We start from the raw sequence: 26,701 nt of genomic DNA on the forward strand, positions 1-26,701 counted from the left end.
AGTTTATATGTAGTCATAATCACGCACTAAAAACATGGAATAAAACTAAGTTTAATAAAATCAATATGTTAAAAGTTGGCACGCTTGATGCTCTATAGGGGTTGGAATAAGTCACTGTAAGCAAAGTACTTACAGTTAATAAAAATTACTGGAGCCCTTATATGTTCTGTATTCAATGTGAACAAACAATTCAAACCCCAACCGTAAAAGGCTGTTCTTTCGCACAAGGTATGTGTGGTAAAACTTCGGAAGTATCCGACCTTCAAGACGTGTTGGTGCATTCTCTTCAAGGTGTTTCTTTTTGGGCCAATTTGGGCCGTGCGTGTGATGTTATTGATACTGAAATCGACGAGTGGGCGCCAAAAGCGTTTTTCGCAACACTAACCAACGTTAACTTCGACCCTGCTCGTATCATCGAATTCGCACAACAGTCCCATGAATTCAAGCAGCGTTTAGAGCAACAGGTTCGCGCGGCAGCGACATTGATTGGTTTTGAGATCCCAGCGCTTTCTGCTGCTGCTCAATTCGACCTTCCAACGGACTCTTCAGAGCTATTGGCGCTTGCCCCTCAAGCGGCGGTAAACCGTGGTCACGACTCTCAACACGAAGATGTGATTGGTCTTCGCCTTCTTTGCCTATACGGTCTAAAAGGTGCAGCAGCTTACATGGAGCACGCACGTGTTCTTGGTCAAACTGATAATGCTATTTTCGCTGAATACCATGAAATCATGGCGTTCCTAGGTACAGATCCATCAGACCTAAAACAACTGTTAGATACGTCTATGCAGATCGGCTTAATGAACTACAAGGTCATGGAAATGTTGGATAAAGGCGAGACAGATACCTTCGGTCACCCTCAACCAACAACCGTGAATGTGAAGACGAAGCGAGGTCACTGTATCCTTGTTTCTGGTCACGACCTGCATGATCTAGAAAAGATCCTTCAACAAACGGAAGGCAAGGGCATTAACGTTTACACCAACGGTGAGATGCTACCTGCACACGGCTACCCTGAACTAAACAAGTACCCACACCTTGCGGGTAACTACGGCAGCGCTTGGCAGAACCAGCAAAAAGAATTTGCGAACTTCCCAGGTGCGATCGTAATGACATCTAACTGTCTGCTTAACCCAGATGTGGGCTCGTACGCTGACCGCCTATTTACGCGTAGCATCGTAGGCTGGCCGGGTGTTGCTCACCTTGAAGGTGACGATTTCAGTGCAGTGATCGATTGTGCTCTTGCGCAAGAAGGCTTTAAGCATGACGAGATCGAGCAAATGATCACTGTCGGTTTTGGTCGTAACGCCTTGATGGAAGCAGCGCCTGCGGTTGTTGAACAAGTGAAAGAAGGCAACATCAAACACTTCTTCCTAGTGGGTGGTTGTGACGGCGACAAATCTGAACGTAGCTACTACACAGATTTCACAGCTCAAGCGCCAGAAGATTCAGTAATCCTGACATTGGCATGTGGTAAATTCCGTTTCAACAAAAACCAATTCGGCGACATTAACGGTATTCCACGTCTGCTCGATGTTGGCCAATGTAACGATGCATACTCAGCGATTCAGCTTGCTCTTGCGCTGTCTCAAGAGTTTGATTGTGGCATCAACGAACTACCACTAACACTTGTTCTTTCTTGGTTCGAGCAAAAAGCGATCGTTATCCTGCTTACTCTGTTCGCACTGGGTGTGAAAGGTATCTACACAGGCCCAACAGCGCCTGCATTCCTAACTGAAAACCTACTAAAGATTATTCAAGACGAGTTCGATATGCGTTCTATCTCAACGCCAGAGCAAGATCTTAAAACAATCTTAGCGGCTTAATCTAAGCCCACTCCCAAGCCCCGTTGTTGCTGTTCTCTAGGAACGTGCAGCGGCGGGGCTTTTTAGATTTAATTCTTTAGTATCAGTGAGGTGTGTGAACTATGTATGCATGGTCGGATAGCGATTCAATCAATTTAGTGTGTTTAAAGAAATGGCACGAGACGCCAGATACGGTCAGCTTTGAGCTTGGCAGTATTCCACAAGATTTACATTTCAATTTTAAGCCCGGTCAGTTCATCACCTTGGGTTTAGATATGCCGACGAAAACGGATTACCGTGCTTATTCCGTGGCTTCTTGCCCCGAAGATAACCGCCTGAAGTTGACGGTCAAGCGTGTGGAAGGTGGCTTGGTTTCGAACTTTATTGTTGATGAGCTTGATGAAGGTGACGAGGTTTCTGTGTTGAAGCCGGCAGGCTCGTTTAACTGTATTGATTGCATGCCAACGGCAACAAAGAAAGTAACGCTAGTGAGTGCGGGCTGTGGCATTACACCCGTAATGGCGATGGTAAAATATTGGCTGTCTCAAGACAGTGACAGTGACAGTGACAGTGACATTGAGATTGATTTCGTCCACATGGCACGCAACAAGCTTGAGACTATCTACTTTCAAGAACTTCATCAGCTCGATGAATCACATGCGAATTTCAACTTAAAACTGCTGTTAAAAGACAACGAAGGAACAACCGCCCCTCAAGGTCGTTTAGATAAAAACTGGTTGGTGAAACTGAGCCCAGATATCTTAGATAGAACGGTTTACCTGTGTGGGCCTGTCGGCTTCATGCAAGATATTGAGAGTTATCTGAAAGAGCTTGAGTTCAACATGGATAACTTCTATCAAGAAAGCTTTACTCCTGCTACTCAGGATGCTCAATCAGAAGCGTCAAACGCCGAAATTGCTGACGATACGAATAGTGCTGTTAAGGTATTTGTGCCTGCGTTCGGCGCTGAAGTTGAAGCGGAAACTGGCACACCATTGGCGGATTCATTAGAAAAAGCAGGCGTTCCAATTATTATCGCTTGTCGTAGTGGGATTTGTGGTTCGTGTAAATGCAAAGTGACCAAAGGATCTGTGGAATCAAGCAGCCAAGAAACATTGACGCCAGAGCAGATTGAACAGGGCTACGTGCTTGCATGTTCAAGCTCGATTCAGTCAGATGTTGAGGTTGAGTTATAACAGACGTAAAGCTGTGCAAGAGTGATGAAGACAAGATCTTATTATAGCGATAAAAGTTAGGGCGCTAGATGTAAAAAGGCCACCTAGATCAGTTAGAGAGAGCAGATCTAAGTGGCAACCCTCTTGTTTATACGGGGGAGTAAAACAAAAGGGGTTGCGAAGTCCATACAGACTTCGCAGATATAGTTATTATGTTGTGGAGCTTGTTGCGATGGACGTATCTACAAGAGCGAAGTTAATTAAACTTCTGGGTATGTCTTGTAGCGTACACCCATCATCTGTTCCATACAGTGAACAACTTGGCAGCTGTAGCCAAACTCGTTATCGTACCAAATGTACAGCACGGCACGGTTGTCTTGTGCGATAGTCGCCACACCGTCAACCACACCTGGGTGACGAGAGCCAACCAAGTCGGTAGATACAATCTCAGTCGAGTCTGTGTAATCAATTTGTGCAGACAAAGCAGAAGACAGCGCCATTTCACGCAGGTACTCGTTCAACTCTTCTTTGTTTGTGCCTTTCTCAAGGTTTAGGTTCGCAACTGCCATTGAAACGTTTGGCGTAGGAACGCGAATCGCATTACCTGTTAGCTTACCTTCCATTTCCGGCATCGCTTTTGATACTGCTTTAGCAGCGCCAGTCGATGTCAGTACCATGTTCAATGATGCAGCACGACCACGACGATCACCCGAGTGGAAGTTATCGATTAGGTTTTGATCATTGGTAAATGAGTGCACCGTTTCGATGTGACCAGACAGCACGCCAAACTTGTCGTGAACCGCTTTCAATACTGGCGTGATTGCGTTAGTAGTACAGCTTGCTGCAGAGATGATGGTGTCTTCTGGCTGAATAACATTTTCATTCACACCAAATACCACGTTCTTGATGTCGCCTTTACCAGGTGCAGTCAGTAGCACTTTCTTCGCACCGTTACACGCAACGTGTTGGCTCAGGCCTTCCGCGTCACGCCATACGCCTGTGTTATCAACCACAAGTGCATTTTCAACACCGTAAGCCGTGTAATCCACTTCTTCTGGTTTGTTTGCGTAGATAACTTGGATGAAGTTACCGTTAACGATGATCGCTTTGCGTTCTTGGTCTACAACAATGCTGCCGTTGAATTGGCCGTGTACAGAGTCACGACGAAGCAGGCTTGCACGTTTTTCTAGGTCGCCATCTTTGCCGCCGCGTACAACGATTGCACGTAAACGCAGTGGGTACCCCGGGCCACTTTTCTCGATCAACAGACGAGTTAGCAGTCGGCCAATACGACCAAAACCGTACAATACAACGTCACGAGGTTCTGTCATTGCATCGCCTTCAAGCGATTCGATAAGTGCAGTTTGTAGGAAATCATCCAACCCATGTGTGTCTTCGCGATCTTGCCAGAATGAATGCGCAAGGCGACCAACATCAATACGACATGGAGATAAGTCCATAGAGAGAAGGTGTTGAATGATAGGTTGAGTCTGTTCTGCTGTAAGAGGAGAACCAGTGTAACGTTTTGCGATGCGGTGAGCTTTGATGATGTCGATAGTTGTCGCGTTAACTAAGGTCTTACCAAAGAGGATAACTTCTACGCCTTTTTGACGGTATAACTGACCTAAAGTTGGAGCGATGGATTCAGCAATGGTTTGACTAGTTTGCCAATCTAGGAGGTGCTTTTCGGGACTCATCTTTACTCGGGACCTTTCACGTTAAGTTTCTGCATTCATGGCGGTTGTAGGGAAGCCAATCAGCATAGGGGATTTGAGGCATCAGTCTGTGGTCTCTATTGCCACTTAAATGTGCTGATATACCTTGTGTGTAACTTGTAATTTTTATGTGGCAGGATTGTAAGGTGCGACGGGTTATTCTGCTAGGAAAAATAAATGCAGACAAAATATCTGTAAATTGGCTTTATATTAGCCATAAATCAAGATTTGAACGTAGATAAAGACTATTGACTTTAACAATCTGTAGCACTTATTTTTCGTCAAAAAATACTCAATTCAAAGGGTAATATGTAATACAGGTCATATTGAACATTAAAGGTGTGATCGCTAACTCAAGTTACACGTAAACAGTAAACGATAAATAAGGGAATTAACGAGTATTGATGTTCGACCTTTGAATAAGCCTAGCTTGAGTGTGAAAAGTGCATCACGCAAACGATTGGATGTCACAATTTTAACCTAACTATCCACTTTGTTAGCACGCAGAGTCATTATTCACAGTCTAGTTGAGCCGCAGAATGTGGATGTGTACTTGTTATGCCGGTGATAATAACTGGAGAAAACGTCTTTTGTTTACCTTTTGCTCACTGAAACCTCGCTTGTTTAAACCAGTCTTAATAAAGCACGCCTTTCCGCTTTAAAGCACTTTTCTGGATACCAGTTGGCTTTAATTTTTCGTTCTGGGCTCAGAGTATCGTTTGTTCATATCCAATTTGATCAATAACCCTCTGTTAATGTCCTATTCTTAATTTGGGTTAGGTAAATTACTTTCGGGAAGGGAGTCGTTATAAAAATGATAAACATGTCAATTAGATGGCGTCTTATTTTTCTTTCCACGGTTTCTGTACTCATTATGTTCGGGTTTACAGTGAATGAAGTGCTTAAGAACGATGAGAAGATGAATCACCTTGAAACAACGCGTATTAAGGTCGAAGCGCTTCAATCTTTTAATACGGTTTCAAGTGATGCTTATCGATGGTTGGTGCTGTCTAATGACTCCCCTGAGAAAGGTCAGTTGCTTTTAACACTGCAATCAGAACTGGATAGACTGACTCAGTATGGAATGCGACTTCAACGGTTCGACAGCAATTGGAGTATTGACCCTCAGTTAGCTGAATTGAAAAAGTTGTTGATGATCCTAGCTAGTACACCTGAAACGACAGACAGCAGAAAATTGACAGAGCGCGCTTTCGACTTGTTAAAAGACGTGCTGATGGAGCTGTCTGAATATCGTATGGCCTTAGTCGATGAAAATATCGGTCAAGCTGAAGCGATGTTTATCAATCTTACGCATTATGTGTTTTGGACTCAGAGAGAAGCGTGGTTAAGCTTCAGTTTGAATCGCTCCCCAGAGTTTAAAAACCAATACTTGCTTAGCTATGTCGCTGCTCTAGAGAGGCAGCAACAGCTATTAGATACATTTTTCCGTTCGGATACGCGTTCTCCAAACATTAGACAGTTGCTAAACGCGGTCGCCAAAGATGATTTTCAAGACAAATTTATATCTCGAATCCTCAAAGGGGACTTTTCATCACCCGAAATATATCAACACTTGAAAAGCTTAGAGGTTAAAAAACGGGCTATTTCAAACGCGATTGGCGCTTACACCAATCAAATACAGTTTGAACTGACCAAGAATATCGCGTTGCAGAAAAGGCAAACCTTGGTCATGACGTTGCTTATACTCATCGCTTCTGGTGTTTTGATGTGGCTTGGGGTTGCGACATCTCTGCGCTTAAACAGAAACCTGTCGATTATCTTGAAAGGTTTGTCGGAATGCGCTGATAGCTACGGCCAGCCAAAGGTGATTCGTATCCAAGGGAACGATGAGCTTGCCGAGTTCACTGAAACCCTAAATCGAGTGATGGAACGCAACTATCTGCACAACAAAGAGTTGATAACAGCAAAAGAAGACGCGATTTCGGCTAACAAAGCCAAAAGCGCATTCTTAGCAAATATGTCACATGAAATACGCACGCCACTTAACGGGATCATTGGCATGGCTGAGATCTTATCTCAAAGCCAACTGAGCCCAAATCAACAAGAAGTACTGGGGGATATCGAATCGTCCTCTCACTCTTTACTGGTGCTGCTGAATGACATACTCGACCTGTCTAAAATCGAGTCGGGTAACTTGATGTTGTCACCACACAATGCTGATTTGCGAGAAGCGGTTTATGACTCTGTGAGTGTGATTCAGTCGAAAGCGATAAGTAAGGATATTGAGCTCGACATCAATATCGATTATCAAACGCCGTCACAACTGTTTTTCGATGAGTACCGCGTGAGACAGGTGCTGACCAATCTGCTTTCTAATGCCATCAAATTTACGTCTAAGGGCACAATTACAACTGACATTGCTTATACACCTATGTCTATGGGCAGGGGCAAGCTTGAATGCAGCGTGTCTGATACCGGGATTGGGATTGAGCCCGAGAAGTTAGAGTCCATATTTGAACCTTTCACTCAAGAAGATGGCAGCATTACCCGTCAATTTGGCGGTACGGGGTTAGGGCTTGCGATTTGTCGACAGCTTGTTGATTTGATGGGTGGTTACATTACCGCGCGTTCAGTGAAAGGAGAGGGCTCTACATTCACTTTTTGTTTGTATGTCGATGTTGTAGAAGCGCCTGTTCAAACTTTCGATAACCTGAGCCGAGCGACCATCATCTCGAACTCTTTCAATTACCTCGATCAGCTCGTTAAAGAGTGTGAGCGTTTGAATGTTCGAGCCAATGTGGTGTCATCCATTGCTGCCCTTAGTGAAAGTGTAAAAGAAAGTGACTTCATACTTTATTGTCATACCTTGCACCACTCTATGGAAAAAGATCTTGCGACGTTGAAGGTGATATATCCTCTTGCTCGCGTCATCGTTTGTCAGCATCACCTATTTAAAACCAACCTAATCAGAGAAACGGTCCACTCGACTCATACCTTGCCATTCTTGGGCCGACGTTTCTTAACCAGCTTACAATCTCTCGATGTGGGCGAAGAGCAAACGCCTCAAGTGGAAGCAAAAGATGAAGAAGTTCGCTCTCTGAATCGACGCATTTTGATCGTTGAAGACAATCTGATGAATCAAAAAATAGCGAGCTTCTTCCTTGAGCAAGCGGGTTATGAATATTTGATTGCCAGTAATGGCCAAGAAGCGGTGGATGTCATCACCCAGGGTGCTCAGTTTGATGCAGTCTTAATGGACTGCATGATGCCTGTTATGGATGGCATAACGGCGACTCGTGCGATACGTCAGTGGGAAGCCGATCAACAAGTCACACCATTACCCATCATAGCTTTAACCGCCAGTGTTCTAGAAGAAGACATCAAAGATTGTTTTGAAGCCGGTATGAACGCCTACTTACCTAAACCCTATAAATCTCACCAGCTGTACGATCTTTTCAGTAGCCTTGATATTGTCTAGGGCTCCCGTATCAAGGCTAGCGCGGCGCTACTTAACGAACTTCCAATCCAAGGTTGTATTGTGCAAGGCAACGACCGACATAGCTGATGTTCAGCAAGGCTGCGACTAAGATGGTGCTGATGTGGGCGACGATTTGAATTGGCAGTGAGAAGTGATCGGCCATTGGATAAGCAACAATAATACTGAGAAGCATAAGCAAGGTTGTGATAGCTAGACTGAAGTTTGAAACAGAAAGCAGAGTTTGAAAGCGTTGAGTCATCGTCTTCATATTGAATTCCTAATTGCTATTAATAATTATGATACTTGTTATTAATATCAATTAGCGTTCCGGTTTTAATTTACATTTAAAATCATAATCTTATGTAATTTCGCTTGTTTTTAGAGTCTAAGTGACACGTGCGAATTGCAGGTCTTTATGACTTGATCGTGTTTCTTTACCATTGTCTAAACCCACAAGTATCGATGTGGAATCGAACACCTGAATATAAACCAAGCCCAACATTATTTTTTTGCCCGAATTCCGAATGAATATTTTTAAGTTTCACGTGTAGATCTTCGCGAGTAATGTCATTTGCAGGCACTAGGTCTAAGGCACAAAACTCTAAGTGCTTACTTCGCAGTGCACCACCAGCTTGTTGATTGTAGATATCGGTTCGCTCTCCAGATACTGGTATAACAACACCGATTTCAGGCTCAATATATTGTTGTATGTATTTCAAGGTATTGATCATGTTAGGCACGTTTTTCTTATTGGGAAGGGTAAACAAAGTGGTGTTACTCATTGCCCAGTCTGTTCCTTGAAGTAGCACTAAATGCAATGGCATACTTTTGGTCACACCAGCATCTTTGAGCTGTTGCCCAACTTCCTTTACTTTATCTTCTGCATGATTAAGAAGCATCCAACCTCGAAATGCCGATCGAGTCGGAACCTTGTAACCATGAACATCTACTACGAGGTCGTCGTAAGTGATTTCTGTCTCTTCAGTGTAAAGTCTCTCAAATTCTTCGGGGTAGGGCTGAGTTGATGATAGCGCTAAGGTAATCAGAATACTTGCGTACATAGGGTCACTCCATTGCTTGCGTTTACTTAGTAACTTACCTTCACTTGATAACTTGCTGTCACCAAATCATTTACGTTCAATTAAGTATAGACGATAGAATTTACGTACAAAAAAACCCACTACAAAGAGTGGGTTGCTAACATTATTGCAAGTCAATTTACTCGGTTAGATTACTTCTTACCTTGGGTTTGCTTGTCTTCTTCTGTTAGTTCACGAATACGACGGCTGATATCGCGACGCGCTTTAGAAATCTCTGCGCTCTTAATGATGTGGTCATCAACACGGTCTTCGTAGTCTGCTTTCATGTTTTTGATAATGCCTAAGATTTCGTCATGAGTCATTTCTGGCTTGATGTAATCAAGTAGGTTATCAAGGAGGTCGACACGCTTGCGGTTGTCGCGAACTTTCTTTTCGTTGTCTAAAAGTTCACGCTTAAGTTTGTTCTTACGTCGTGCTTGGTTAACAATTTCAAATACGCTGCTCATAGATTCCTTTTCCTATTCGTCAAATACGTTGTCTGCTTCTGATTAAAGCACATCAATTGATGATGTAACAGTCTTTAGATCAAAGCAAAAGTAAGGTTGTTTAATTATTCGTCACTCTCGCTGATGTGTGATTGTTTTTATCTTACCGTTCAAGTTAGTATCCCATGTAGATACTGCATTGATACGAAATGTGAAATGAATCAACAACAATTGGAAAACGAAGAATTGGACGACAATGTCACTGAATCTTCAGCAGAACAAAACAAGCTTCGTGATGCGTATGTACAAGAGCGTACTTATTTGGAAGTCGTGGAAATAGAGCTAAACCGTTCTAAGATCATAATGATTGATGAACAGGGCAGAAAGAAACGAGTACCAATTTTGTCTGAACACTAGTTACTGCATTGTTAGGTGTTGAGATGGAATTATCAAAATAATAAAAAGGAAAAACGATGAACACAGTACTTTCCCCAATTGAAGCGAGAATTATCGGTTGTTTGATCGAGAAAGAAATCACTACTCCCGATCATTACCCACTGACACTGAACAGTTTAACCACGGCATGCAATCAAAAGAGTAACCGTGAACCTGTTCTCTCTCTTTCTGAGTCAGATGTTTTAGATGCAGTTGATGGTTTAATCGGACGTCGCATGGTGAGTGATGAGAGCAGCTTCAATAGCCGTGTTAATAAGTATCAGCATCGTTTCTGCAACACTGAGTTCGGCGATCTGCAATTTACAGAGCAAGAGCGTGCAATCATCTGCTGTATGTTACTGCGCGGTGCGCAAACACCCGGTGAACTTCGTACTCGAACGGGTCGCCTTGCAAACTTTAGTGATGTGAAAGAAGTAGAAGCAACATTAGACAAACTCGCTGCAAGAGAAGCAGGTGCCTTGGTTGTGAAGCTGCCACGCGAAGCGGGTAAACGTGAATCACGCTACCAGCATTTGTTGAGCGGTGAAGTGGACGTTGAAGCGTTTGCGATGGCATCAGTAAGCGCGGCTGCCCCCTCTGCAACGAGTGAAAAGTTTGAAGAGCTTGAGTCTGAAGTTGCAAGCCTACGAGCAGAAGTGGCAGAGCTTAAGGCTCTGGTTGAATCACTGCTTTAAATGTCAGATGCTGATAAAAATGCGGATTGGGTCGTGTACTTGATCCGCAATCGTCACAATGCCCTTTATTGTGGCGTGACGAACAATCTAGAACGTCGATTTGAACAACATCAAACCGGTAAAGGCGCCAAAGCTTTAAAAGGTAAAGGCCCACTTAAGCTGGTTTGGAGCTTTGGTGTTGGCTCAAAAAGTGAGGCGTTGAAAACCGAATACGCGATCAAGCAGTTGCCCAAATCCCGCAAAGAAAAACTGGTATCACTCAAACTGATTATTGAGTGGCAAAAAGACAAAATTCAATATATCGAAGTCTCATAATTCATAGCTAAAATGTTTGTTATTGATTAAATCTTAATAGTGTAAGGAGCTATATCGGCTCTAGCTAAGCTTATGAATTTAAATGGTAATTACTCTTACCGTGAATGGGCTGAAATCATAATTTAACTCGATGTTCTTAATCTCCATTCCAAATTAACATATTGCTCATTTAGAATGTCGTTCTAATTAGTGTTAGACGCTATCATTTATCATCGTTGTCCTACATAATATCCATTAGCCATACAAAGAGATGGTGTCATGCTAGGTTAAAAAATGAGCCAAAGTAGCTCATATAAAACGAGAAAAATATGAAACGTTTACTGATGTTGTTTGGACTTGCCGTATTTTCTGCGTCCGCTCTCTCCCATGGTACTCATGTCCTCAATGGGTACTGGGAATACCAAGATTATCTTTCCACTTTTCCAGAACAAAGAGCATTGACCGATAAAATGGTCGAGGCTGTACAAAATCACCCTGTGCCACTGAGAAGGATCCAAGATGAGCCGATCACGATTTCCGTGGTGTATCCGGGTCAACAGATCTCGGATTACTGGGTTCGCAATATTCAAGCTTTTGAGAAGCGTCTCGATAGGCTGAAGATCCGCTATCAAATAAATCAAGTGTTTACCCGTATTAATGCCGATCTCGCGCAGCAGAGTATTTCGTTGCAAGAAGCGATTGAAAACAAGACGGATTATTTGATTTTCACGCTAGATACCACGCGCCACCGCAAGTTTATCGAGCACGTGTTGACCTCTACAGACACCAAACTGATTCTTCAAAATATCACGACGCCAGTGCGAGCTTGGGCAGATAGACAGCCATTTATGTATGTGGGTTTTGACCATGCGACAGGCAGTTTAAAACTGGCGGACTATTTTAAACAAGTAAGTCCGCCAGACAGTAAGTATTCTGTTTTGTATTACTCACAAGGCTATATCAGTGATGCGCGTGGAGATACTTTTATCCATGAAGTGAATACGGATACCAACTTTACCCTTAAGTCTTCGTTTTACACAAAATCAAACAAAGACAGTGGCTACCAAGCGGCTAAAATCAGCATAGAGAACGATAAGGATCTAGACTTTATCTATGCATGTTCAACGGATGTCGCTCTCGGTGCAATGGAAGCGATTCGTGAATCGGGCCAAGACATCTTAGTGAATGGTTGGGGAGGCGGCTCTGCTGAACTTGAAGCCATTGCAAGGGGCGACCTAGATGTTACTGTCATGCGTATGAACGACGATACAGGCATTGCAATGGCAGAGGCGATCAAGTGGGATCTAGCCGGTTTGGAAGTGCCTACCGTTTACTCTGGTGAATTTGAAATTGTCACCAAGGAAGATTCCCCAGAACGTATTTCAGAACTTAAACAGCGAGCATTTAGGTACTCAGGTCACTAATGAAGAAAAGTTACGCCAGTACACCTAGAAACACTTTAGCTAGACTCATTACGCGTATCGTTATTTTGGTGATAGGCGTGATGGCACTTGGCGTGCTTATTCATAATTATGAAACCAGCAGTAATATCGTACAGCAAGAGACGAATCGAACGGTACAGCAAACCTCAAGCCTGATCCAAAACATGTTTGATTATCGTTTGTCGGTGCTGCAAATCCATCAAGACAGTAGCTCACACAGTGAAACTCTCAGAGAGCACTTTGATACGGGTAATGACGAGACTCTGAGCTACTTTTTCTTTGGTGTTGACCAACGTGAACCGGATCATGCACCAGATTTACGCTTTGTCTCAACCCACGATGGTTTGGCTTGGGAAGACGGCAACAGTCAATTTTATGGTTTGGATGAGTCCAACTTAAAGCATATTTCTGATGAGGTTTCGTTCAGCAGTAATTGGCATTTTATTAAACTGAGGACAGATATAGGTAAGCGTCACTTGTTGGCTCGCCGTACCCCTATTGTTGATAACGCTACTGGGGAAGTCCTTGGTCAACTCTATATCGCCATTGTGCTTGACAACAACTTCTCTTTGGCTGAGTCAATCCAACAGGGCAGTAATAGCGAAAATATCGTGATTGAAGCGCACGGTACACCGGTGACATCGACATTCAGTGGTGATGAAAGCTACACCATTACTGACATCCTCAATTACCAAATGTACGAACAGTTGCCGCGTCATTTCGTTACCATCGCAACCATTAAGATTAATGCTGTTGAAACTCCTTTAATCATTCGAGCTGTTCAAAAAAATAATAATTTCATTGCGTTAGAAGAGAATTATCAGCGTGCGATCATCGTGGTGATTGTGGTGATCATATTGATGTCTTTTTTTGCTCGAACTTGGATTCAAAAGAGAGTCTCAGCCGAGCTTGATAAGCTAATGGACTTTACTCGTTCGGCAAGTGCTAGCGAAGAGTACAACAAGTTCGATGGCTCTAACATTTTCGAATTTCATCATATTGGTTGTACTCTTGAAGACACCTTTGAGCGCTTATCTGAACAGAATCAAAAATTCCAAGATCTCTTTAACTTTGCTCATTCGCCTATCTTAGTTTGGTCTGAAAAAGGCGATTTGATTCAGATGAACCCCGCCGCTCGCATGGCGTTGTTCGATGCTGATGACAATTATGGTCCAATTGCCCAAGAGTTTGAGCAGCGAATGCTGCCTAATATTCAAATGGTGGTTCAGGGTTCTAAACTGACGGGTATTAACGTACCCATTGGTGAAAAGGTGTTTCGTTGGAACATGTCTGCTATTCGCGTGGAACACGGCATCACAGGAGTGGTGGTACAAGGGCAAGATATTACTAAGCTAATCGAGGCGGAAAGACAGGCTGATCGAGCAAGAGAAGAAGCTGAGCATCTTGCGAATGTGCGAGCAGACTTCTTAGCTAAGATGAGTCATGAGATTCGCACGCCGCTCAACGGTATTCTCGGTGTGTCTCAGCTGCTCAAGCGCTCTATGCACAATGAAGATAATCGCGAGCAGGTGGATGTACTGTGTAATAGTGCGGAACATTTACTGGCGGTACTTAACGATATCTTGGACTTCTCAAAGATTGAGCAAGGGCAGTTTAATATTCAAAAGAAAGACTTCCGTTTAGGGGAGTTAGTTAATACCTTAGACAGCATCTATCGACCGCTGTGTGAAGATAAATCCGTCGAATTTACCATTGTGAATCACTTGGTTGATGACATTGAAATCAATACCGACCAAGTACGCCTCAATCAGATCATGTTTAATCTGTTGAGTAATGCTTTTAAATTCACTCATCAAGGCGGTATCTCCGTCAGCTTTGAGATCGAGAGTATCTTTAACTCCGATAACGCCAGCTTGATCGTTCGAGTGAAAGATTCTGGCATTGGTATTGATGAAAGCAAAATTGATGCTGTTTTTGAACCCTTTGTTCAAGCCGAAGAGACCACCACTCGTGAATATGGTGGCACTGGTTTAGGACTTACAATTGTAAAAAATCTGGTCGATATGCTGGAAGGGGACATTCAAGTCCGCAGCGTGATAGGTCAAGGCTCAGAGCTCACGATAGAAATTCCTGTAGTCGTACACGCCAAGCCGCTATTAGTCGATGCTAAGCAACAAGCTGAGGTTGAGCCAGAGGCGTTGTTTAGTCGACCTTTGAATGTGTTGCTGGTGGAAGACAATCACACCAACGCCTTTATTGCTCAGGCTTTCTGTAAGAAATATGGCATGGTCGTCACCTGGGTAAAAGATGGCTTAGAAGCGATTGAGATGGCTAAGACGATTACCTATGACTTGATCTTGATGGATAACCAACTCCCTAATCTCGGTGGTGTTGAAACCACTCAGCAGCTAAGAGGTGAGATTGGTGTGTCAGCCCCTATTTATGCGTGTACCGCTGATGCTCAAGAGTCAACTAGAGACAGCTTTATGGCCGCAGGGGCGAATTACGTGATTGTAAAGCCGATTAAAGAAGAGTCGCTCCACCAAGCGTTTGTTCATTTCAAAAACTCATACTGGAATGACACAGAGCACTAGGCTTTAACTTAGTGCTCTTTAATGGAGTCTGTTGAAGAGAAGTAACTAATTTTCTGCCTTTATATCGAGCCAGCGACAAAGGCTTGTTCCAATAGCAGCGTTTTCAACTCATCACTCATATCTAGGTGTTCAGGGAATTGGATACCTAGCAGCCAGCCTTGTCTTTGCCTTTTCTTACTTACCACCTTGTAGACAAGATCGTCATCTAAGTACTCATTTAAGTCAGAATTAACTTTTATCTTCCAGCCGACATCAATATCTGATTGCTGGGTAAGATAGATACCGCACCCTGACGCTGAAAAGTCGACTAGTGTGGCATCCAGCGACAAGGTATCAAAAGTGACTTCACAGCTGAGACGTACTTTATACCTTTCGTGTTCACGAATAGGCTTGGTTGCAAAGTTTGAGGGTGGGCGAAGGAAGATTAGATGTGCTGGAGAGGTGATATGAGCCAGTACATTGGTTTTGAACGCGACAATGTGCCCAAGTTCGGTGTCGGTAATCGCACGAACAATAATATCAACGTTTGTGAGCTTTCTCAGCGTCAGTGCTTCTGTCGCTTTTTGCGTAAGCTCTAGGATGAGGTACTGATCTTCTTTGTGTCCGATATAAAGTGTACTGATCTGGATTGAGTCGTCTGGGCCAAATTCCAATACACCTGCTGTTTTTGTACCTGGCTTTAGGTATCTGAACAGTTCTAAGTTTTTATCTTTATGCATATTCGTTACTGAACAATGTTAATCGTTTGATAAAATAATATAACGCCCTGATAAAACTATGTCATTAGTTTCATTGAAGTAATTAGCAGCGTACAACAAAAAAGTGAATCGCTATCTCAAGTAAACAACGGCTTACTCTTGTCGTAAAACAAGATACACTGCTGACAGATATATACTTGATGGAGAAATAGTAAATGGAACTGGAAACCTTATTGAATACTCTGGCTGAAACCCCAGAGGCCGTGCAATTTGAAGATACAATGCAAGTGATCGAAGCTCACTATGATTTTTCTGAGCGCGAATTTCGCAATGGTGAGGTAGTGAACGCTGCAGGGCAGAATAATGGTTCGTGTAAGATTTTTGCTTTTGGTTTAGAGCAAGGCCTATCAGCAGAGCAAACACTTGCTTGTTTTGGTCAATTTTATCGTAACGACGTGCTAGGTTTTCCTGAGAACAGCGACCATCAAAATATTCGTAACTTTATGGTTCATGGCTGGAATGGTATCCAGTTTTCTCAGCCTGCGCTGGTTGCAAAAGTGAAGTAGACACTAACCAGGTAACGATTAGGTCGAAATTTAATCTCAGTATTTTGAAGCGAGAAAACAACCTCTCGCTTTTTTTGTCTATGTTGAACTGGCTAGTAACTTGCTATCCAGTAACTTACTAAATGGGCTCTAAACTACTGAACGGGCAGGGCAGACAAGCACTTACGACACATACAAACTCCAGCCTTTGGAATATCGCTAGTATCTCGTTTTTCTAACTCAAAACACCAACACGTCTCTTTGCCCGCACTGATATCGCATTGAGCTGGCTCATTACACTGTGGACATTGGTGAGTCGAACTCGCGCCACTAAGATTATCCATAACCGACGTTTGCTCTTCTTCAGATAAGCCTTTCCAACCTATAATTTCATCCATTGTTCGAAAGCAGCCACTACACATTCCGCCATTATTTTTACAAGCCGCTCGGCAAGGTGTTTTCATTTCTCTAACCTGTGATTCATTTGGGCTGAAATGTAGCATATTTGTTTCTTCTTGAAGAGCCGTTAAGCTAAGAAATTACTCAGTTAAATTTAGAAATGACCTCGTAATTTTTAGGCTTTTCATGTAGCATCTCGCCCCTTTTGTTGAGTGGGGGGATATTATGTTTATTGGATTTGATTATGGAACAGCGAACTGTTCTGTCGCGGCGATGGTTAATGGAGAGCCAAGCCTGTTACCGCTAGAAGGTAACAACCACTATATTCCCTCAACCGTGTTTGCGCCTACTCGTGAGAGTGTTTCTGAACATCTATTCCGCCACTTGAATATCAAGCCGAGTGATGCGATCGGTGAGCAAGTACTACGACGTGCGATTGCGCTGAACAGAGAAGAGAGTATCGACTTAGTGCCAGAAGACATGGCATTTGGTCAGGCTGCGTTGGACTTATATTTAGAAGACCCTCGCGATGTTTATTATGTTAAGTCCCCTAAATCTTTCCTTGGCGCGAGTGGACTGCATGATGTGCAGGTGAGCTTTTTCGAAGATTTAGTGTGCGCCATGATGGCAAATATCAAGAATCAAGCCGAACTCACGACTCAAGAGCAGATCAAGCAAGCTGTTATCGGCCGACCAATTAACTTCCACGGTCGAGGTGGTGAAGAGGCGAACAGACAAGCTGAAGACATACTGTCTCGCGCAGCTAAGCGTGCCGGTTTCCTTGATATCGCTTTTCAATTTGAGCCCGTAGCCGCAGGCCTTGATTACGAAAGCACATTAACTGAAAACCAAACAGTATTGGTTGTCGATATTGGCGGTGGTACCACCGATTGCTCATTATTAGAAATGGGACCAACGTGGTCTGGTAAAGCGGATCGTACCCAGAGCTTGTTGGCACACAGTGGGCAAAGGGTAGGGGGGAATGACCTCGATATCTATCTTGCATTCAAACAACTGATGTCACCTTTTGGTATGGGCAGCAAAGGCATTTCGGGTATTGATATGCCACTGACTCAATTCTGGAACCCAATTGCGATTAATAATGTTGAAGCTCAAAAGAACTTCTATTCAAGAGAAAACCTAGCGGCATTAAAATTACTTCGTAAAGAAGCGTCAGAGCCTCAAAAGCTAGAACGTTTGATGAAGGTTTATCACGACACTTTGGGTTACGGTATTGTGCGTAGAGCGGAAGAGGTCAAGATTGCGCTGGCAGAATCCCCTCAATATCGTGCTGCGATTAATGTTGCCTCTGAACTGGTCGAGGTAGATATCTCAGTCGAACAGATGGTTGAAGCGATTGAAACACCAAAGTCTAAGATGATTGAGTTGGTTAAAGAAGCGATTCAACAAGGCCAGAAAAAGCCAGACGTAATCTACATGACGGGTGGTTCCGCTCGTTCACCGATACTTCGTGAAGCCGTACAACAAGCTGTGCCGAATGTACCGATTGTGAGTGGTAATTACTTCGGTTCAGTAACTGCAGGTTTAGCTCGTTGGGCTGAGGTTTGCTTCAAATAAGAGTTCAATGATGAGTTATGAAGGGCAACCAGTCGCTGATTGGTTGCCCTTTTTTTGTTTTTCTCTAATGAACTTTCTATTGAACGATTTTTCCTAGCTCATATTGGGATTTGTTTCACAAAGCTAAATATTTCAGCTGAGCTCTACGTGTTACAAAATGTTTCAAAGGCAAAGGCGAGCCTCTCGATGGTCTGATGAGTTACCTTGGGTTTAGATTTTTAATGCTTTTTTAGTGATTATAAAATCAAAAATAATCAAAGTATTTATCTCAAAGAATGAAAGGAGATCCCAGCAATTGTCGTGTTAATCAACTGTTTTAAAAGGTATTTTTGTTTTTTATAGTGCGATTTTTTTTATTTTATATATTTTAATGCAACTTTCTTGTCATTCGTATATTAGGGTTTGCCTACTTGTTAAATGCAGGTAACAACTTCTCCGTAAGCACGAGGTTGTTAGTGAATAACTCACCCAGTTACATAATGGACATGACAAATGAATAAGAAACTTTTAGCGCTAGCAATTTCTGGTGCAGTATTTGGTACACAGGCAGTTGCAGTAGAACTTTACAACGAAGACGGCACAACATTCTCAGTTGGCGGTCACGTTTCAGTTGCAGTTGGTGATGTAAACAGCGACGATCGTCAAAACAGCGATGACATCGGTGTTGAAACTGTTTCTCCACGTATCAACTTCGGTGCAACTCACGAACTTGGTAACGGCTTTACTGCTGATGCTAAAGGTGAATGGGCGCTAAACATGCTTGACGGTGGTGATCAGTCATTCACAACTCGTCTTGGTTACGTTGGTGTTTCTCACGACGATTATGGCCGTGCAGCAGTAGGTACTCAATGGGCACCTTACTACAACGTTGCTGGTGTTGCTGATATGCCAATCGCATTCGCGAATGACTTCATCTACGAAGATCACGGTAATCTAGGTACTGGTCGTGCTGAAGAGATGGTGAGCTACGCTAACGCTGTGGATTTCGGTAACGCTGGCTCTCTAGCAATTGGCGTTGCATGGCAAGGTCGTAAGGTTTCTGACGAAGAATACAACGAAGTTGCTTCAGAGAATAAGTACGGTAACCGCGGTCAAATCGCTCTGAACTACGATATCGCTAACTTCTCTGTGAACTACGCTTACAATACTGGTCACGTTACTTTCGGTACTGGTGCTAATGTTGGTACTGATTCAAAGACTGCTGATTCTAATGTACTAAGTGCAACTTACGGTTCATACGGTTCTGAAGGTCTTTACGTTGCAGCTGTATACGCAGCGAACAACTACATGAATAATGGTAAGTTTGGCGTTATTTCAGAGTCTACAGGTTACGAATTTTTAGCATCTTACGCACTAGCTAACAGCCTTAACCTAAGCGTTAACTACGAAGCTGTAGAAGATGACAAGATGAGCGAAACAGTATTTGCTACAACTGCTCTACAAGCTGAATACAACTTCACATCTCAGTTCGTAGGCTTCGCTGGTTACCAATTCGACCTACAAGGTTCTGGTGAGTACAAAGAGAAAGCTGACGACCAATGGCTACTTGGTGCTCGTTACTACCTATAAGTCGCAGACTGATTTAGCATAGTGTTTACTCCTTAGGTTTACCTTTTAGGATACTGTCCTAGACACCATGCTAAGCCCTCTCAAACCTTTTGGTTAGAGAGGGCTTTTTTCGTTTTGGGCTTTTGTCTTGAATGGTGATTTCGCACTATTGCGACCTTCGTATAAACGCTTTCAAATCATCGAATTGAGCTAAAGATCAGAATTTAGATCTTAGTAACCATCTTGTCGAAGACTCTCATTTTATGATGCGGTAAACTCTGCGTTCCAAGAATAGTTCAGGGACAAACTATGAGCAGCGTTGTAGATCAGGAACAATTGATGAATTCGAAACGAACCGCAACACCGACCAAGGTGCTGTGTGTTGGGCGTAACTATGTCGATCACATCGAAGAACTCAATAACGCAATCCCAGACTCTATGGTGGTTTTCAATAAACCAAGTACCAGCGTTACGTCATCCCTGTCTTCTTTTCATCAAGAAGCGCTGCACTACGAAGCAGAAATCTGTTTTATTGTTGAAAATGGCCAGTACTCCGCTGTGGGTTTAGGACTAGATCTCACCAAACGTGAATTACAAAGTAGCTTAAAAGCGAAAGGCCTACCTTGGGAGCGCGCCAAGGCGTTTGATGGTTCCGCTGTCTTGAGTCGCTTTGTTCCAATTGATAACTTAGACCTTGCAGACTTAAACCTAGAGTTGTTTATTAACTGTGTTCGTGTTCAGAAAGGACATGTTGAGCAGATGCTTTACTCTCCAAAAACTATCCTAGAAGAGCTGTCTTCTTATACCACCTTACTAGACGGCGATGTTGTGATGACAGGTACGCCAAAAGGTGTTGGGGCCGTACATCGAGGCGATATCTTCCTTGGTCGCCTAAAGTGTGGCGATACGACATTGATTGAGATCGAATGGGTAGCAAGTTAATTAGTCTTTTCTATTTAGTTAATAAATTGGCTTTGTCGCTTAATGTTGGTTTTTAATTCGATTAAATAAACGTCGAGCAACTGATTGCATCTGGAAGGGTGTTGGTAATTGATATAAAATCCGCCTCCGTTTTTATCAATGCTGACCCTCATGATCGACTTAACCATTTTACCTGTCTACCTGACTGCCGTTGTTGCACTTCTTCTTTTACCTGGCCCTGATATGTTACTGATTGCGAGTTCAAGCATGAGCTATGGCCGTAAGGTCGGCGTGTTTGCAAGCCTAGGTAATGCGACTTCTGGAATCATTCTGACAGTATTAGCGGCCATGGGTGTATCAGCGTTGATCGCAATGAGCCCAATAGCGCTTAAAGCTCTCCATTTGTTAGGCGGCGCGTACTTGTTGAAGATGGGTTGGGATTGCCTGCGAACAGAGCAGGGTAATGCGCCGGAGTTAAACGATAATTTTGCTGCAAAAGCCTATTATCAACGAGCGCTGATCAGCAACCTGCTTAACCCTAAAGCCTTGGTATTTTTCGTGATGTTTTTACCTCAGTTTGTATCAACGAATATTGAAGCGACTTCGGGCGAGCAAATGTTAGTGCTTGGTTTGCTACTGAATGTCTTAGGTTTAACGTTCAATTTCTTACTAGTAGCGTTGGTCGGTACGATTGGTAAGTCTCTAGTCGAAAATGCTAAGTTTCGCACTTATCAGCAGAAAGTGATGGGCGGTGTATTCATCGTATTGGCGGCTTGGATGTTGTCTTCTTTCTTTACTTCGTAAAGTTCCAAATCGAACATATTATCGCGCGGTGAGCTGACGATAGAAAAATGGACGCTTAGAGCGTCCATTTTTTGGTTTAACCGTTATATGTTGAACATACTAATCGCTAAGAATTCAGCTCTTGCTGGTGTTGTTCGATGAGTTTGTCCATGTACTTCTCACCGCGCAGGCGAGTGTCTTCGTAGGTTTCTGTCCCTTCAAATTTTGTCACCGTCTCATAGTAGACCTTAACTTTTGGCTCAGTGCCGGAAGGTCTTACGATAATGCGTGAGCCGTCTTCGAGGTGATAGATGAGTACGTCACTTGCGGGCAGGTTAATCGCCTCAGTATTACCACCAATAACAAAGCGTAAAGACGACTGCAGATCTTCAATCACTGATATAGCGACGCCATTGATTGCTTTAGGTTGTGCAGACCTAAGCTTCGAACCTAACGATGGTGAATCTGGGTCAAGCGCGATACTGCGTTGTGCGTTGGTGTGGACACCATGTTCCAACGATATCTGAGCAAGAAGATCCCAAACTGTTCGGCCTTGAGATTTCAGCTCCTCAACCAGTTGAGCGAAAACAACGATGGCAGACAGCCCATCTTTGTCTCGTACTTGAGTACCAATTGTGTAGCCTAATGCTTCTTCATAGGCGAACAAGAAGTCGTTCTGATCATTTTCCAATTGCATGCCAATATTCGCTAACCATTTAAAACCTGTCAGCGTTTGGAAATAAGTCGCCCCGTGGGATTGAGCTACTTTTTCAAGCAATGTTGAAGATACGATACTGTTACCAACTAATTGGTTTTTGGTATGCGGCTTTGAGAGTAGATAATGAGCGAATAGCACGCCGACTTGGTCACCTGTTAGCATTTTGTATGAGCCATCATCTGTTCTCACTGCAACCGCAAATCGGTCTGCATCTGGATCGTTGGCACAAGCAATGTCGGCATCGACACTTTTTGCTAAGTTAACCACCAGATCCATCGCGCCTTTTTCTTCCGGATTCGGGAAGTTGACGGTCGGGAAGTTACCATCGGGCTCTCTTTGCTCGGCGACGCTGAACACCTTATGGAAACCAGAATCGTGAAGTAGATCCTCGGCCATTTGTGCGCCGACACCATGCATTGCGGTATAGGTGATGGTGGTGTTCGCCGATTCGATCTCGTCACTCACGTATGGGCTCTGATTGATCGCAGCGCGGTACGTTTGATAATAGCCTTCAGTTAACCACACCAACTTACCTTGCGTCTCAGCGTCACTTAGGCTCATTAAAGGGAGCGGCTTGGTCGATGCGATATCGATTTCAGCGGCAATACCCGCATCGTGAGGAGGAATGATTTGAGCGCCATTCTCCCAGTACACTTTGAAACCATTGTATTCCGGTGGGTTGTGGCTGGCCGTCACCACAACGGCAGCTGCGGCGTTGAAGTGCTCAATACCAAAGGCAACGATAGGGGTCGCCGCGACGTTCGAGGTTAGATAAACCTTAATGCCTAAAGCCGTGAGTACGGAAGCGGTATCAATCGCGAACTGCTTTGAATCTAAACGGCCGTCATAACCGACGACCACACCGCGAATGGTCGCATTAGCGACATGTTCGATTAAGTAGTGGCCGAGCCCGGTTGCTGTTTCCTGTATAACTAAACGGTTCATTCGATTTGGGCCGCATCCAACTTTGCCTCTAAGTCCTGCCGTTCCGAACTCTAATCGTTTGGTAAAGCGGTCTTCAAGTTCGTCGTGCATTCCCTCATCGATGAGGTGTTGAAGTTCTTCACGAGTTCTTGGGTCTGGGTCTCTCGCTAACCAATTCATTGCATCTTGCATAATCACTAAACCTATTAATGTCTGTATGACTTACTGTTGATTTAATTTAAGTGATATTGATTATCATTTCCATGAAAGCAATCGTAAAACTCGATATAAAATAAATTCCAACGGCAAGAGGGCGTGTAGATTAAGCTACTTCAAATAATTGACTGTTTAGTAAGTAAACTTACCTTGAACAATTGGATATCACTAACTAGCCTTTTACATAAATATAACAAAATTTAACAAATTCGCCGTTTTTGAATCTTTCATGGAAACCTCCAACGCTTTTGAACCGTAATAGTTCTTAGGTTATATGAGGTCAGTAGCCCGTTCACAGGCTAGTTCCATGTGAGCTGTAGATTGAGATTCAGCCTTTTCATGTGTAGCCGGAATAACAATGAATGTTGTCCAGCTCGCAACGACATTTAGGTCGCAAGTATCCAATTAGGAAGGATAAGGAGAGATCTTTTGAAAAGATTACTGGTTAGGCTAGCGTGGCTTTTGAAGAGTTTTGTTGTGCTTTTAGTATCGCCTTTAGTGCACGCAAGCAGTGATTACAACATGACTCAAGGCGTCACTGAGATCAGTGGTAAGGTGTATGAACTTCATATGCTGATCTTCTACATCTGTTGTGCGATTGCCTTTGTTGTTTTTGGTGTGATGTTTTATTCGATTTTGAGGCACAGGAAATCGAAGGGGGCCGTTGCTGCCCATTTTCACGAAAGCACGAAAGTCGAAATTCTTTGGACCATCATCCCTATTATCATTCTCATCGCTATGGCGATACCCGCCACCAAAACCTTGATAGCGATGGAAGATACCTCCCAATCAGACCTGACCGTTAAAATCACTGGATCACAATGGAAATGGCATTACAGCTATTTTGGTGAAGACGTCGAATTTTTCAGCCTTCTAGCGACCAGTGACAAAGAGATTGAAGGCATCGAAGTGAAAGGCGCGCATTACTTGCTAGAAGTTGATAAGCCGCTTGTACTGCCTGTTGACCGTAAAGTTCGTTTTTTGATGACTTCCGATGATGTGATTCATTCATGGTGGGTGCCAGCATTCGCCGTTAAGAAAGATACCATTCCAGGTTTTATCAATGAGGCTTGGACAAAGATAGATGAGCCCGGTGTTTACCGCGGACAATGTGCAGAGCTGTGTGGCCGCGCTCATGGTTTCATGCCGATAGTGGTGCATGCCATGGAAGAAGACGAGTTTGACGCATGGCTAGCGGAACAGAAAGAGTTGGCGATAGCCGAACAACAAGCCGCAAAAGATGCATTAGGTGCGTCACTTTCCTTGGCGGAGTTGAATACCATCGGTGAAGAGGTTTACAAAACTCGATGTGCGGTTTGTCACCAAGCAAACGGTGAGGGCATTCCTGGAGCATTCCCTGCCATCAAAGGAAGTCCTATTGCCCTTGGTGATGTGGATGTTCATATCGACACAATTGTTTATGGTCGTGGCGGTACGGCGATGCAAGCATTCGATAATCAGTTAACCGAGAAAGAGATCGCAGCGGTAGTAACTTATCAACGAAACGCTTGGGGTAATGATACCGGCGATATTGTTCAGGCCTCAGATATCAACGCTTATAAGGCGAAGCAAGAAGGCAGTTCTGAAAGCTCAACGGATGATGCACAAAATGATGCTAAGGATCAGTTATGAGTTCACCAATCAATAAGCCGGTGAAATCGGCTCCAGCAGAAGATCAAGTACTGAGCCATTCTGCGGAAGGCACCTTGGGCAATAATGATTTGCCTGTTAATGATCACGATTCACATGCGGCACCTAAAGGTTGGGCTCGTTGGCTGTATTCAACCAATCATAAAGACATTGGTACACTTTATTTGTGGTTCAGCTTTGCAATGTTCTTAACGGGCGGCGCAATGGCGATGGTGATCCGTGCGGAGCTGTTCCAACCGGGTTTGCAACTCGTTGAGCCAGATTTCTTCAATCAGATGACTACAGTCCATGGTTTAATCATGGTATTCGGTGCCGTAATGCCTGCATTTACGGGTTTGGCTAACTGGATGATTCCGATGATGATCGGTGCACCAGATATGGCGCTGCCGAGAATGAACAACCTCAGTTTCTGGATCTTGCCTTTTGCGTTTCTAATCTTAATCGGATCTTTGTTTACAGAGGGTGGCGGCCCGAGCTTTGGTTGGACCTTCTACGCGCCACTCTCGACAACTTATGGCCCAGACAGTACCGCGCTATTCGTATTCTCAGTTCATATTATGGGGATCAGTTCGATCATGGGGGCGATTAACGTCATCGTAACCATAGTGAACATGCGCGCTCCGGGTATGACTTGGTTCAAGCTACCGATGTTCGTATGGACATGGTTAATTACCGCTTTCTTGCTGATAGCCGTGATGCCCGTTCTCGCGGGGGCTGTGACTATGGTACTGACTGACAAGTATTTTGGGACTAGCTTCTTTGATGCCGCTGGTGGTGGTGATCCCGTCATGTTCCAGCACATATTCTGGTTCTTTGGGCACCCCGAAGTGTACATCATGATCTTGCCATCTTTTGGTATTGTCTCAGCCATCATCCCTGCATTCAGTGGTAAGCGCCTGTTTGGTTATCACTCGATGGTTTATGCGACCTGTAGTATCGCACTGTTGTCATTCTTGGTTTGGGCACACCACATGTTCACCACGGGTATGCCAGTATTTGCCGAACTGTTCTTCATGTATTGCACCATGTTGATAGCGGTGCCGACCGGTGTGAAAGTCTTCAACTGGGTAGCGACCATGTGGCGGGGTGCTTTGACCTTTGAAACACCAATGCTGTTTGCGATTGCCTTCATTGTTTTGTTTACGATTGGCGGGTTATCTGGATTGATGCTCGCTATCGTGCCAGCTGATTTCCAATACCACGATACTTATTTTGTTGTGGCTCACTTCCATTATGTTCTGGTAACCGGTGCCGTGTTCTCGATTATGGCTGCTGCCTATTATTGGCTGCCTAAGTGGACCGGACATATGTACGACCACAAGCTCAGCCTGTGGCATTTCTGGACGTCGGTGATTTCAGTTAATGTACTGTTTTTCCCGATGCACTTTTTAGGGTTAGCGGGTATGCCGCGTCGTATTCCTGATTATGCGATTCAGTTTGCTGACGTTAACCAAGTCGTGTCGATTGGTGGTTTTGCGTTTGGGTTGTCTCAGCTAATTTTCTTATGGCTAGCGATTAAGTGCGTAAGAGGGGGAGAGCCTGCGCCAAGTAAGCCTTGGGATAGAGCTGAAGGTCTTGAATGGACAGTACCAAGCCCTGCGCCTCACCACACCTTTACCCATCCGCCGAAAGTGGATTAGAGGG

Annotated in this window: 22 protein-coding genes; 15 read left to right on the plus strand and 7 right to left on the minus strand. The window is 43.8% G+C overall.

What is annotated here, in order from left to right:
• The first annotated feature begins 161 nt into the window (after window positions 1–161).
• Both hcp and AB4493_RS11560 read left to right on the plus strand, forming a co-directional pair.
• The gene (gene hcp / locus AB4493_RS11555; protein ID WP_017068651.1) at window positions 162–1,823 is read left to right on the plus strand and encodes a hydroxylamine reductase; all 1,662 of its coding nucleotides are present in this window, start codon (window positions 162–164) and stop codon (window positions 1,821–1,823) included.
• 101 nt (window positions 1,824–1,924) lie between these two features.
• The gene (locus tag AB4493_RS11560; protein WP_065585007.1) at window positions 1,925–2,998 is read left to right on the plus strand and encodes a hybrid-cluster NAD(P)-dependent oxidoreductase; all 1,074 of its coding nucleotides are present in this window, start codon (window positions 1,925–1,927) and stop codon (window positions 2,996–2,998) included.
• 239 nt (window positions 2,999–3,237) lie between these two features.
• Here AB4493_RS11560 and AB4493_RS11565 read toward each other — a convergent pair whose 3' ends face one another.
• A complete protein-coding gene (locus tag AB4493_RS11565; RefSeq protein WP_017068649.1) occupies window positions 3,238–4,674 on the minus strand; it encodes a glyceraldehyde-3-phosphate dehydrogenase in 1,437 nt (478 codons plus the stop codon).
• 892 nt (window positions 4,675–5,566) lie between these two features.
• On the opposite strand from AB4493_RS11565, the gene AB4493_RS11570 reads away from it, so the two are divergent.
• The gene (locus AB4493_RS11570; RefSeq protein ID WP_372155026.1) at window positions 5,567–8,131 is read left to right on the plus strand and encodes an ATP-binding protein; all 2,565 of its coding nucleotides are present in this window, start codon (window positions 5,567–5,569) and stop codon (window positions 8,129–8,131) included.
• A 31-nt stretch (window positions 8,132–8,162) separates the two neighbouring features.
• Here the strand turns inward: AB4493_RS11570 and AB4493_RS11575 are convergent, their stop codons facing one another.
• The 3 genes from AB4493_RS11575 to AB4493_RS11585 form a co-directional block, all read right to left on the minus strand.
• A complete protein-coding gene (locus AB4493_RS11575) occupies window positions 8,163–8,399 on the minus strand; it encodes a hypothetical protein (RefSeq protein ID WP_017061772.1) in 237 nt (78 codons plus the stop codon).
• A gap of 166 nt (window positions 8,400–8,565) precedes the next feature.
• The gene (locus AB4493_RS11580; RefSeq protein WP_372154994.1) at window positions 8,566–9,192 is read right to left on the minus strand and encodes a D-Ala-D-Ala carboxypeptidase family metallohydrolase; all 627 of its coding nucleotides are present in this window, start codon (window positions 9,190–9,192) and stop codon (window positions 8,566–8,568) included.
• 170 nt (window positions 9,193–9,362) lie between these two features.
• The gene (locus AB4493_RS11585; protein WP_004730049.1) at window positions 9,363–9,677 is read right to left on the minus strand and encodes a DUF496 family protein; all 315 of its coding nucleotides are present in this window, start codon (window positions 9,675–9,677) and stop codon (window positions 9,363–9,365) included.
• 195 nt (window positions 9,678–9,872) lie between these two features.
• On the opposite strand from AB4493_RS11585, the gene AB4493_RS11590 reads away from it, so the two are divergent.
• The 5 genes from AB4493_RS11590 (at window position 9,873) to luxQ (ending at window position 15,077) form a co-directional block, all read left to right on the plus strand.
• Window positions 9,873–10,073 (plus strand): hypothetical protein, encoded by a 201-nt coding sequence (locus AB4493_RS11590; protein ID WP_017068647.1) that lies wholly within the window; start codon window positions 9,873–9,875, stop codon window positions 10,071–10,073.
• A gap of 56 nt (window positions 10,074–10,129) precedes the next feature.
• The gene (locus AB4493_RS11595) at window positions 10,130–10,786 is read left to right on the plus strand and encodes a YceH family protein (RefSeq protein ID WP_372154995.1); all 657 of its coding nucleotides are present in this window, start codon (window positions 10,130–10,132) and stop codon (window positions 10,784–10,786) included.
• Window positions 10,787–11,101, plus strand: coding sequence for a GIY-YIG nuclease family protein (locus AB4493_RS11600; RefSeq protein WP_017061768.1), 315 nt, complete (start codon window positions 10,787–10,789; stop codon window positions 11,099–11,101).
• Window positions 11,102–11,409: 308 nt separating this feature from the next.
• Window positions 11,410–12,504, plus strand: coding sequence for an autoinducer 2-binding periplasmic protein LuxP (locus tag AB4493_RS11605; RefSeq protein WP_136973815.1), 1,095 nt, complete (start codon window positions 11,410–11,412; stop codon window positions 12,502–12,504).
• Entirely contained in the window at window positions 12,504–15,077 is a 2,574-nt protein-coding gene (luxQ, locus tag AB4493_RS11610; RefSeq protein WP_372154996.1) for a quorum-sensing autoinducer 2 sensor kinase/phosphatase LuxQ, read from the plus strand. Before AB4493_RS11605 ends, luxQ begins: the two co-directional genes overlap by 1 nt.
• 59 nt (window positions 15,078–15,136) lie before the next feature.
• Here luxQ and AB4493_RS11615 read toward each other — a convergent pair whose 3' ends face one another.
• Window positions 15,137–15,796, minus strand: coding sequence for a PilZ domain-containing protein (locus AB4493_RS11615; protein WP_017066093.1), 660 nt, complete (start codon window positions 15,794–15,796; stop codon window positions 15,137–15,139).
• Between the two features lie 194 nt (window positions 15,797–15,990).
• Between AB4493_RS11615 and AB4493_RS11620 the strand changes: the two genes are divergently transcribed.
• Window positions 15,991–16,341, plus strand: a complete 351-nt coding sequence (locus tag AB4493_RS11620) for a HopJ type III effector protein (protein WP_017061764.1) — start codon at window positions 15,991–15,993, stop codon at window positions 16,339–16,341.
• A 134-nt stretch (window positions 16,342–16,475) separates the two neighbouring features.
• Here AB4493_RS11620 and AB4493_RS11625 read toward each other — a convergent pair whose 3' ends face one another.
• A complete protein-coding gene (locus AB4493_RS11625) occupies window positions 16,476–16,784 on the minus strand; it encodes a DUF1289 domain-containing protein (protein WP_080582242.1) in 309 nt (102 codons plus the stop codon).
• Window positions 16,785–16,944: 160 nt separating this feature from the next.
• Between AB4493_RS11625 and yegD the strand changes: the two genes are divergently transcribed.
• From yegD to AB4493_RS11645, 4 genes are all read left to right on the plus strand, one after another.
• Window positions 16,945–18,297 carry a molecular chaperone gene (gene yegD, locus AB4493_RS11630; protein ID WP_372154997.1) on the plus strand — a complete coding sequence of 451 codons (1,353 nt, stop codon included), beginning with the start codon at window positions 16,945–16,947 and terminating at the stop codon, window positions 18,295–18,297.
• Between the two features lie 492 nt (window positions 18,298–18,789).
• Window positions 18,790–19,866 carry a porin gene (locus tag AB4493_RS11635; RefSeq protein ID WP_171733606.1) on the plus strand — a complete coding sequence of 359 codons (1,077 nt, stop codon included), beginning with the start codon at window positions 18,790–18,792 and terminating at the stop codon, window positions 19,864–19,866.
• Window positions 19,867–20,154: 288 nt separating this feature from the next.
• Window positions 20,155–20,787 carry a fumarylacetoacetate hydrolase family protein gene (locus tag AB4493_RS11640; RefSeq protein ID WP_372116600.1) on the plus strand — a complete coding sequence of 211 codons (633 nt, stop codon included), beginning with the start codon at window positions 20,155–20,157 and terminating at the stop codon, window positions 20,785–20,787.
• A gap of 150 nt (window positions 20,788–20,937) precedes the next feature.
• Window positions 20,938–21,570, plus strand: coding sequence for a LysE family translocator (locus AB4493_RS11645; RefSeq protein ID WP_136978026.1), 633 nt, complete (start codon window positions 20,938–20,940; stop codon window positions 21,568–21,570).
• A gap of 106 nt (window positions 21,571–21,676) precedes the next feature.
• On the opposite strand, the gene AB4493_RS11650 is transcribed toward AB4493_RS11645, so the two are convergent.
• Complete coding sequence (locus AB4493_RS11650) at window positions 21,677–23,383, minus strand: phospho-sugar mutase (protein ID WP_372154998.1); 1,707 nt, start codon at window positions 23,381–23,383, stop codon at window positions 21,677–21,679.
• 453 nt (window positions 23,384–23,836) lie between these two features.
• Between AB4493_RS11650 and coxB the strand changes: the two genes are divergently transcribed.
• Complete coding sequence (gene coxB, locus AB4493_RS11655) at window positions 23,837–25,039, plus strand: cytochrome c oxidase subunit II (protein WP_372154999.1); 1,203 nt, start codon at window positions 23,837–23,839, stop codon at window positions 25,037–25,039.
• The gene (ctaD, locus tag AB4493_RS11660) at window positions 25,036–26,697 is read left to right on the plus strand and encodes a cytochrome c oxidase subunit I (protein ID WP_372155000.1); all 1,662 of its coding nucleotides are present in this window, start codon (window positions 25,036–25,038) and stop codon (window positions 26,695–26,697) included. The genes coxB and ctaD overlap by 4 nt, the downstream gene beginning before the upstream one ends.
• Window positions 26,698–26,701 lie beyond the last annotated feature (4 nt).

It is taken from the genome of Vibrio sp. 10N.222.55.A1 (assembly GCF_041473835.1).
GTDB classification, from domain to species: domain Bacteria; phylum Pseudomonadota; class Gammaproteobacteria; order Enterobacterales; family Vibrionaceae; genus Vibrio; species Vibrio crassostreae_C.

What these genes read in the sequence shown, in the direction of transcription:
- AB4493_RS11580 (WP_372154994.1), bottom strand. Translation starts at nt 9,192, where the DNA reads ATGTACGCAAGTATTCTGATTACCTTAGCGCTATCATCAACTCAGCCC.
- AB4493_RS11590 (WP_017068647.1), top strand. Translation starts at nt 9,873, where the DNA reads ATGAATCAACAACAATTGGAAAACGAAGAATTGGACGACAATGTCACT.
- AB4493_RS11640 (WP_372116600.1), top strand. Translation starts at nt 20,155, where the DNA reads ATGAGCAGCGTTGTAGATCAGGAACAATTGATGAATTCGAAACGAACC.
- hcp (WP_017068651.1), top strand. Translation starts at nt 162, where the DNA reads ATGTTCTGTATTCAATGTGAACAAACAATTCAAACCCCAACCGTAAAA.
- AB4493_RS11600 (WP_017061768.1), top strand. Translation starts at nt 10,787, where the DNA reads ATGTCAGATGCTGATAAAAATGCGGATTGGGTCGTGTACTTGATCCGC.
- AB4493_RS11625 (WP_080582242.1), bottom strand. Translation starts at nt 16,784, where the DNA reads ATGAAAACACCTTGCCGAGCGGCTTGTAAAAATAATGGCGGAATGTGT.
- AB4493_RS11620 (WP_017061764.1), top strand. Translation starts at nt 15,991, where the DNA reads ATGGAACTGGAAACCTTATTGAATACTCTGGCTGAAACCCCAGAGGCC.
- yegD (WP_372154997.1), top strand. Translation starts at nt 16,945, where the DNA reads ATGTTTATTGGATTTGATTATGGAACAGCGAACTGTTCTGTCGCGGCG.
- AB4493_RS11560 (WP_065585007.1), top strand. Translation starts at nt 1,925, where the DNA reads ATGTATGCATGGTCGGATAGCGATTCAATCAATTTAGTGTGTTTAAAG.
- AB4493_RS11570 (WP_372155026.1), top strand. Translation starts at nt 5,567, where the DNA reads ATGTTCGGGTTTACAGTGAATGAAGTGCTTAAGAACGATGAGAAGATG.
- AB4493_RS11605 (WP_136973815.1), top strand. Translation starts at nt 11,410, where the DNA reads ATGAAACGTTTACTGATGTTGTTTGGACTTGCCGTATTTTCTGCGTCC.
- AB4493_RS11585 (WP_004730049.1), bottom strand. Translation starts at nt 9,677, where the DNA reads ATGAGCAGCGTATTTGAAATTGTTAACCAAGCACGACGTAAGAACAAA.
- AB4493_RS11575 (WP_017061772.1), bottom strand. Translation starts at nt 8,399, where the DNA reads ATGAAGACGATGACTCAACGCTTTCAAACTCTGCTTTCTGTTTCAAAC.
- AB4493_RS11635 (WP_171733606.1), top strand. Translation starts at nt 18,790, where the DNA reads ATGAATAAGAAACTTTTAGCGCTAGCAATTTCTGGTGCAGTATTTGGT.
- AB4493_RS11615 (WP_017066093.1), bottom strand. Translation starts at nt 15,796, where the DNA reads ATGCATAAAGATAAAAACTTAGAACTGTTCAGATACCTAAAGCCAGGT.
- AB4493_RS11565 (WP_017068649.1), bottom strand. Translation starts at nt 4,674, where the DNA reads ATGAGTCCCGAAAAGCACCTCCTAGATTGGCAAACTAGTCAAACCATT.
- AB4493_RS11645 (WP_136978026.1), top strand. Translation starts at nt 20,938, where the DNA reads ATGATCGACTTAACCATTTTACCTGTCTACCTGACTGCCGTTGTTGCA.
- luxQ (WP_372154996.1), top strand. Translation starts at nt 12,504, where the DNA reads ATGAAGAAAAGTTACGCCAGTACACCTAGAAACACTTTAGCTAGACTC.
- AB4493_RS11650 (WP_372154998.1), bottom strand. Translation starts at nt 23,383, where the DNA reads ATGCAAGATGCAATGAATTGGTTAGCGAGAGACCCAGACCCAAGAACT.
- AB4493_RS11595 (WP_372154995.1), top strand. Translation starts at nt 10,130, where the DNA reads ATGAACACAGTACTTTCCCCAATTGAAGCGAGAATTATCGGTTGTTTG.
- ctaD (WP_372155000.1), top strand. Translation starts at nt 25,036, where the DNA reads ATGAGTTCACCAATCAATAAGCCGGTGAAATCGGCTCCAGCAGAAGAT.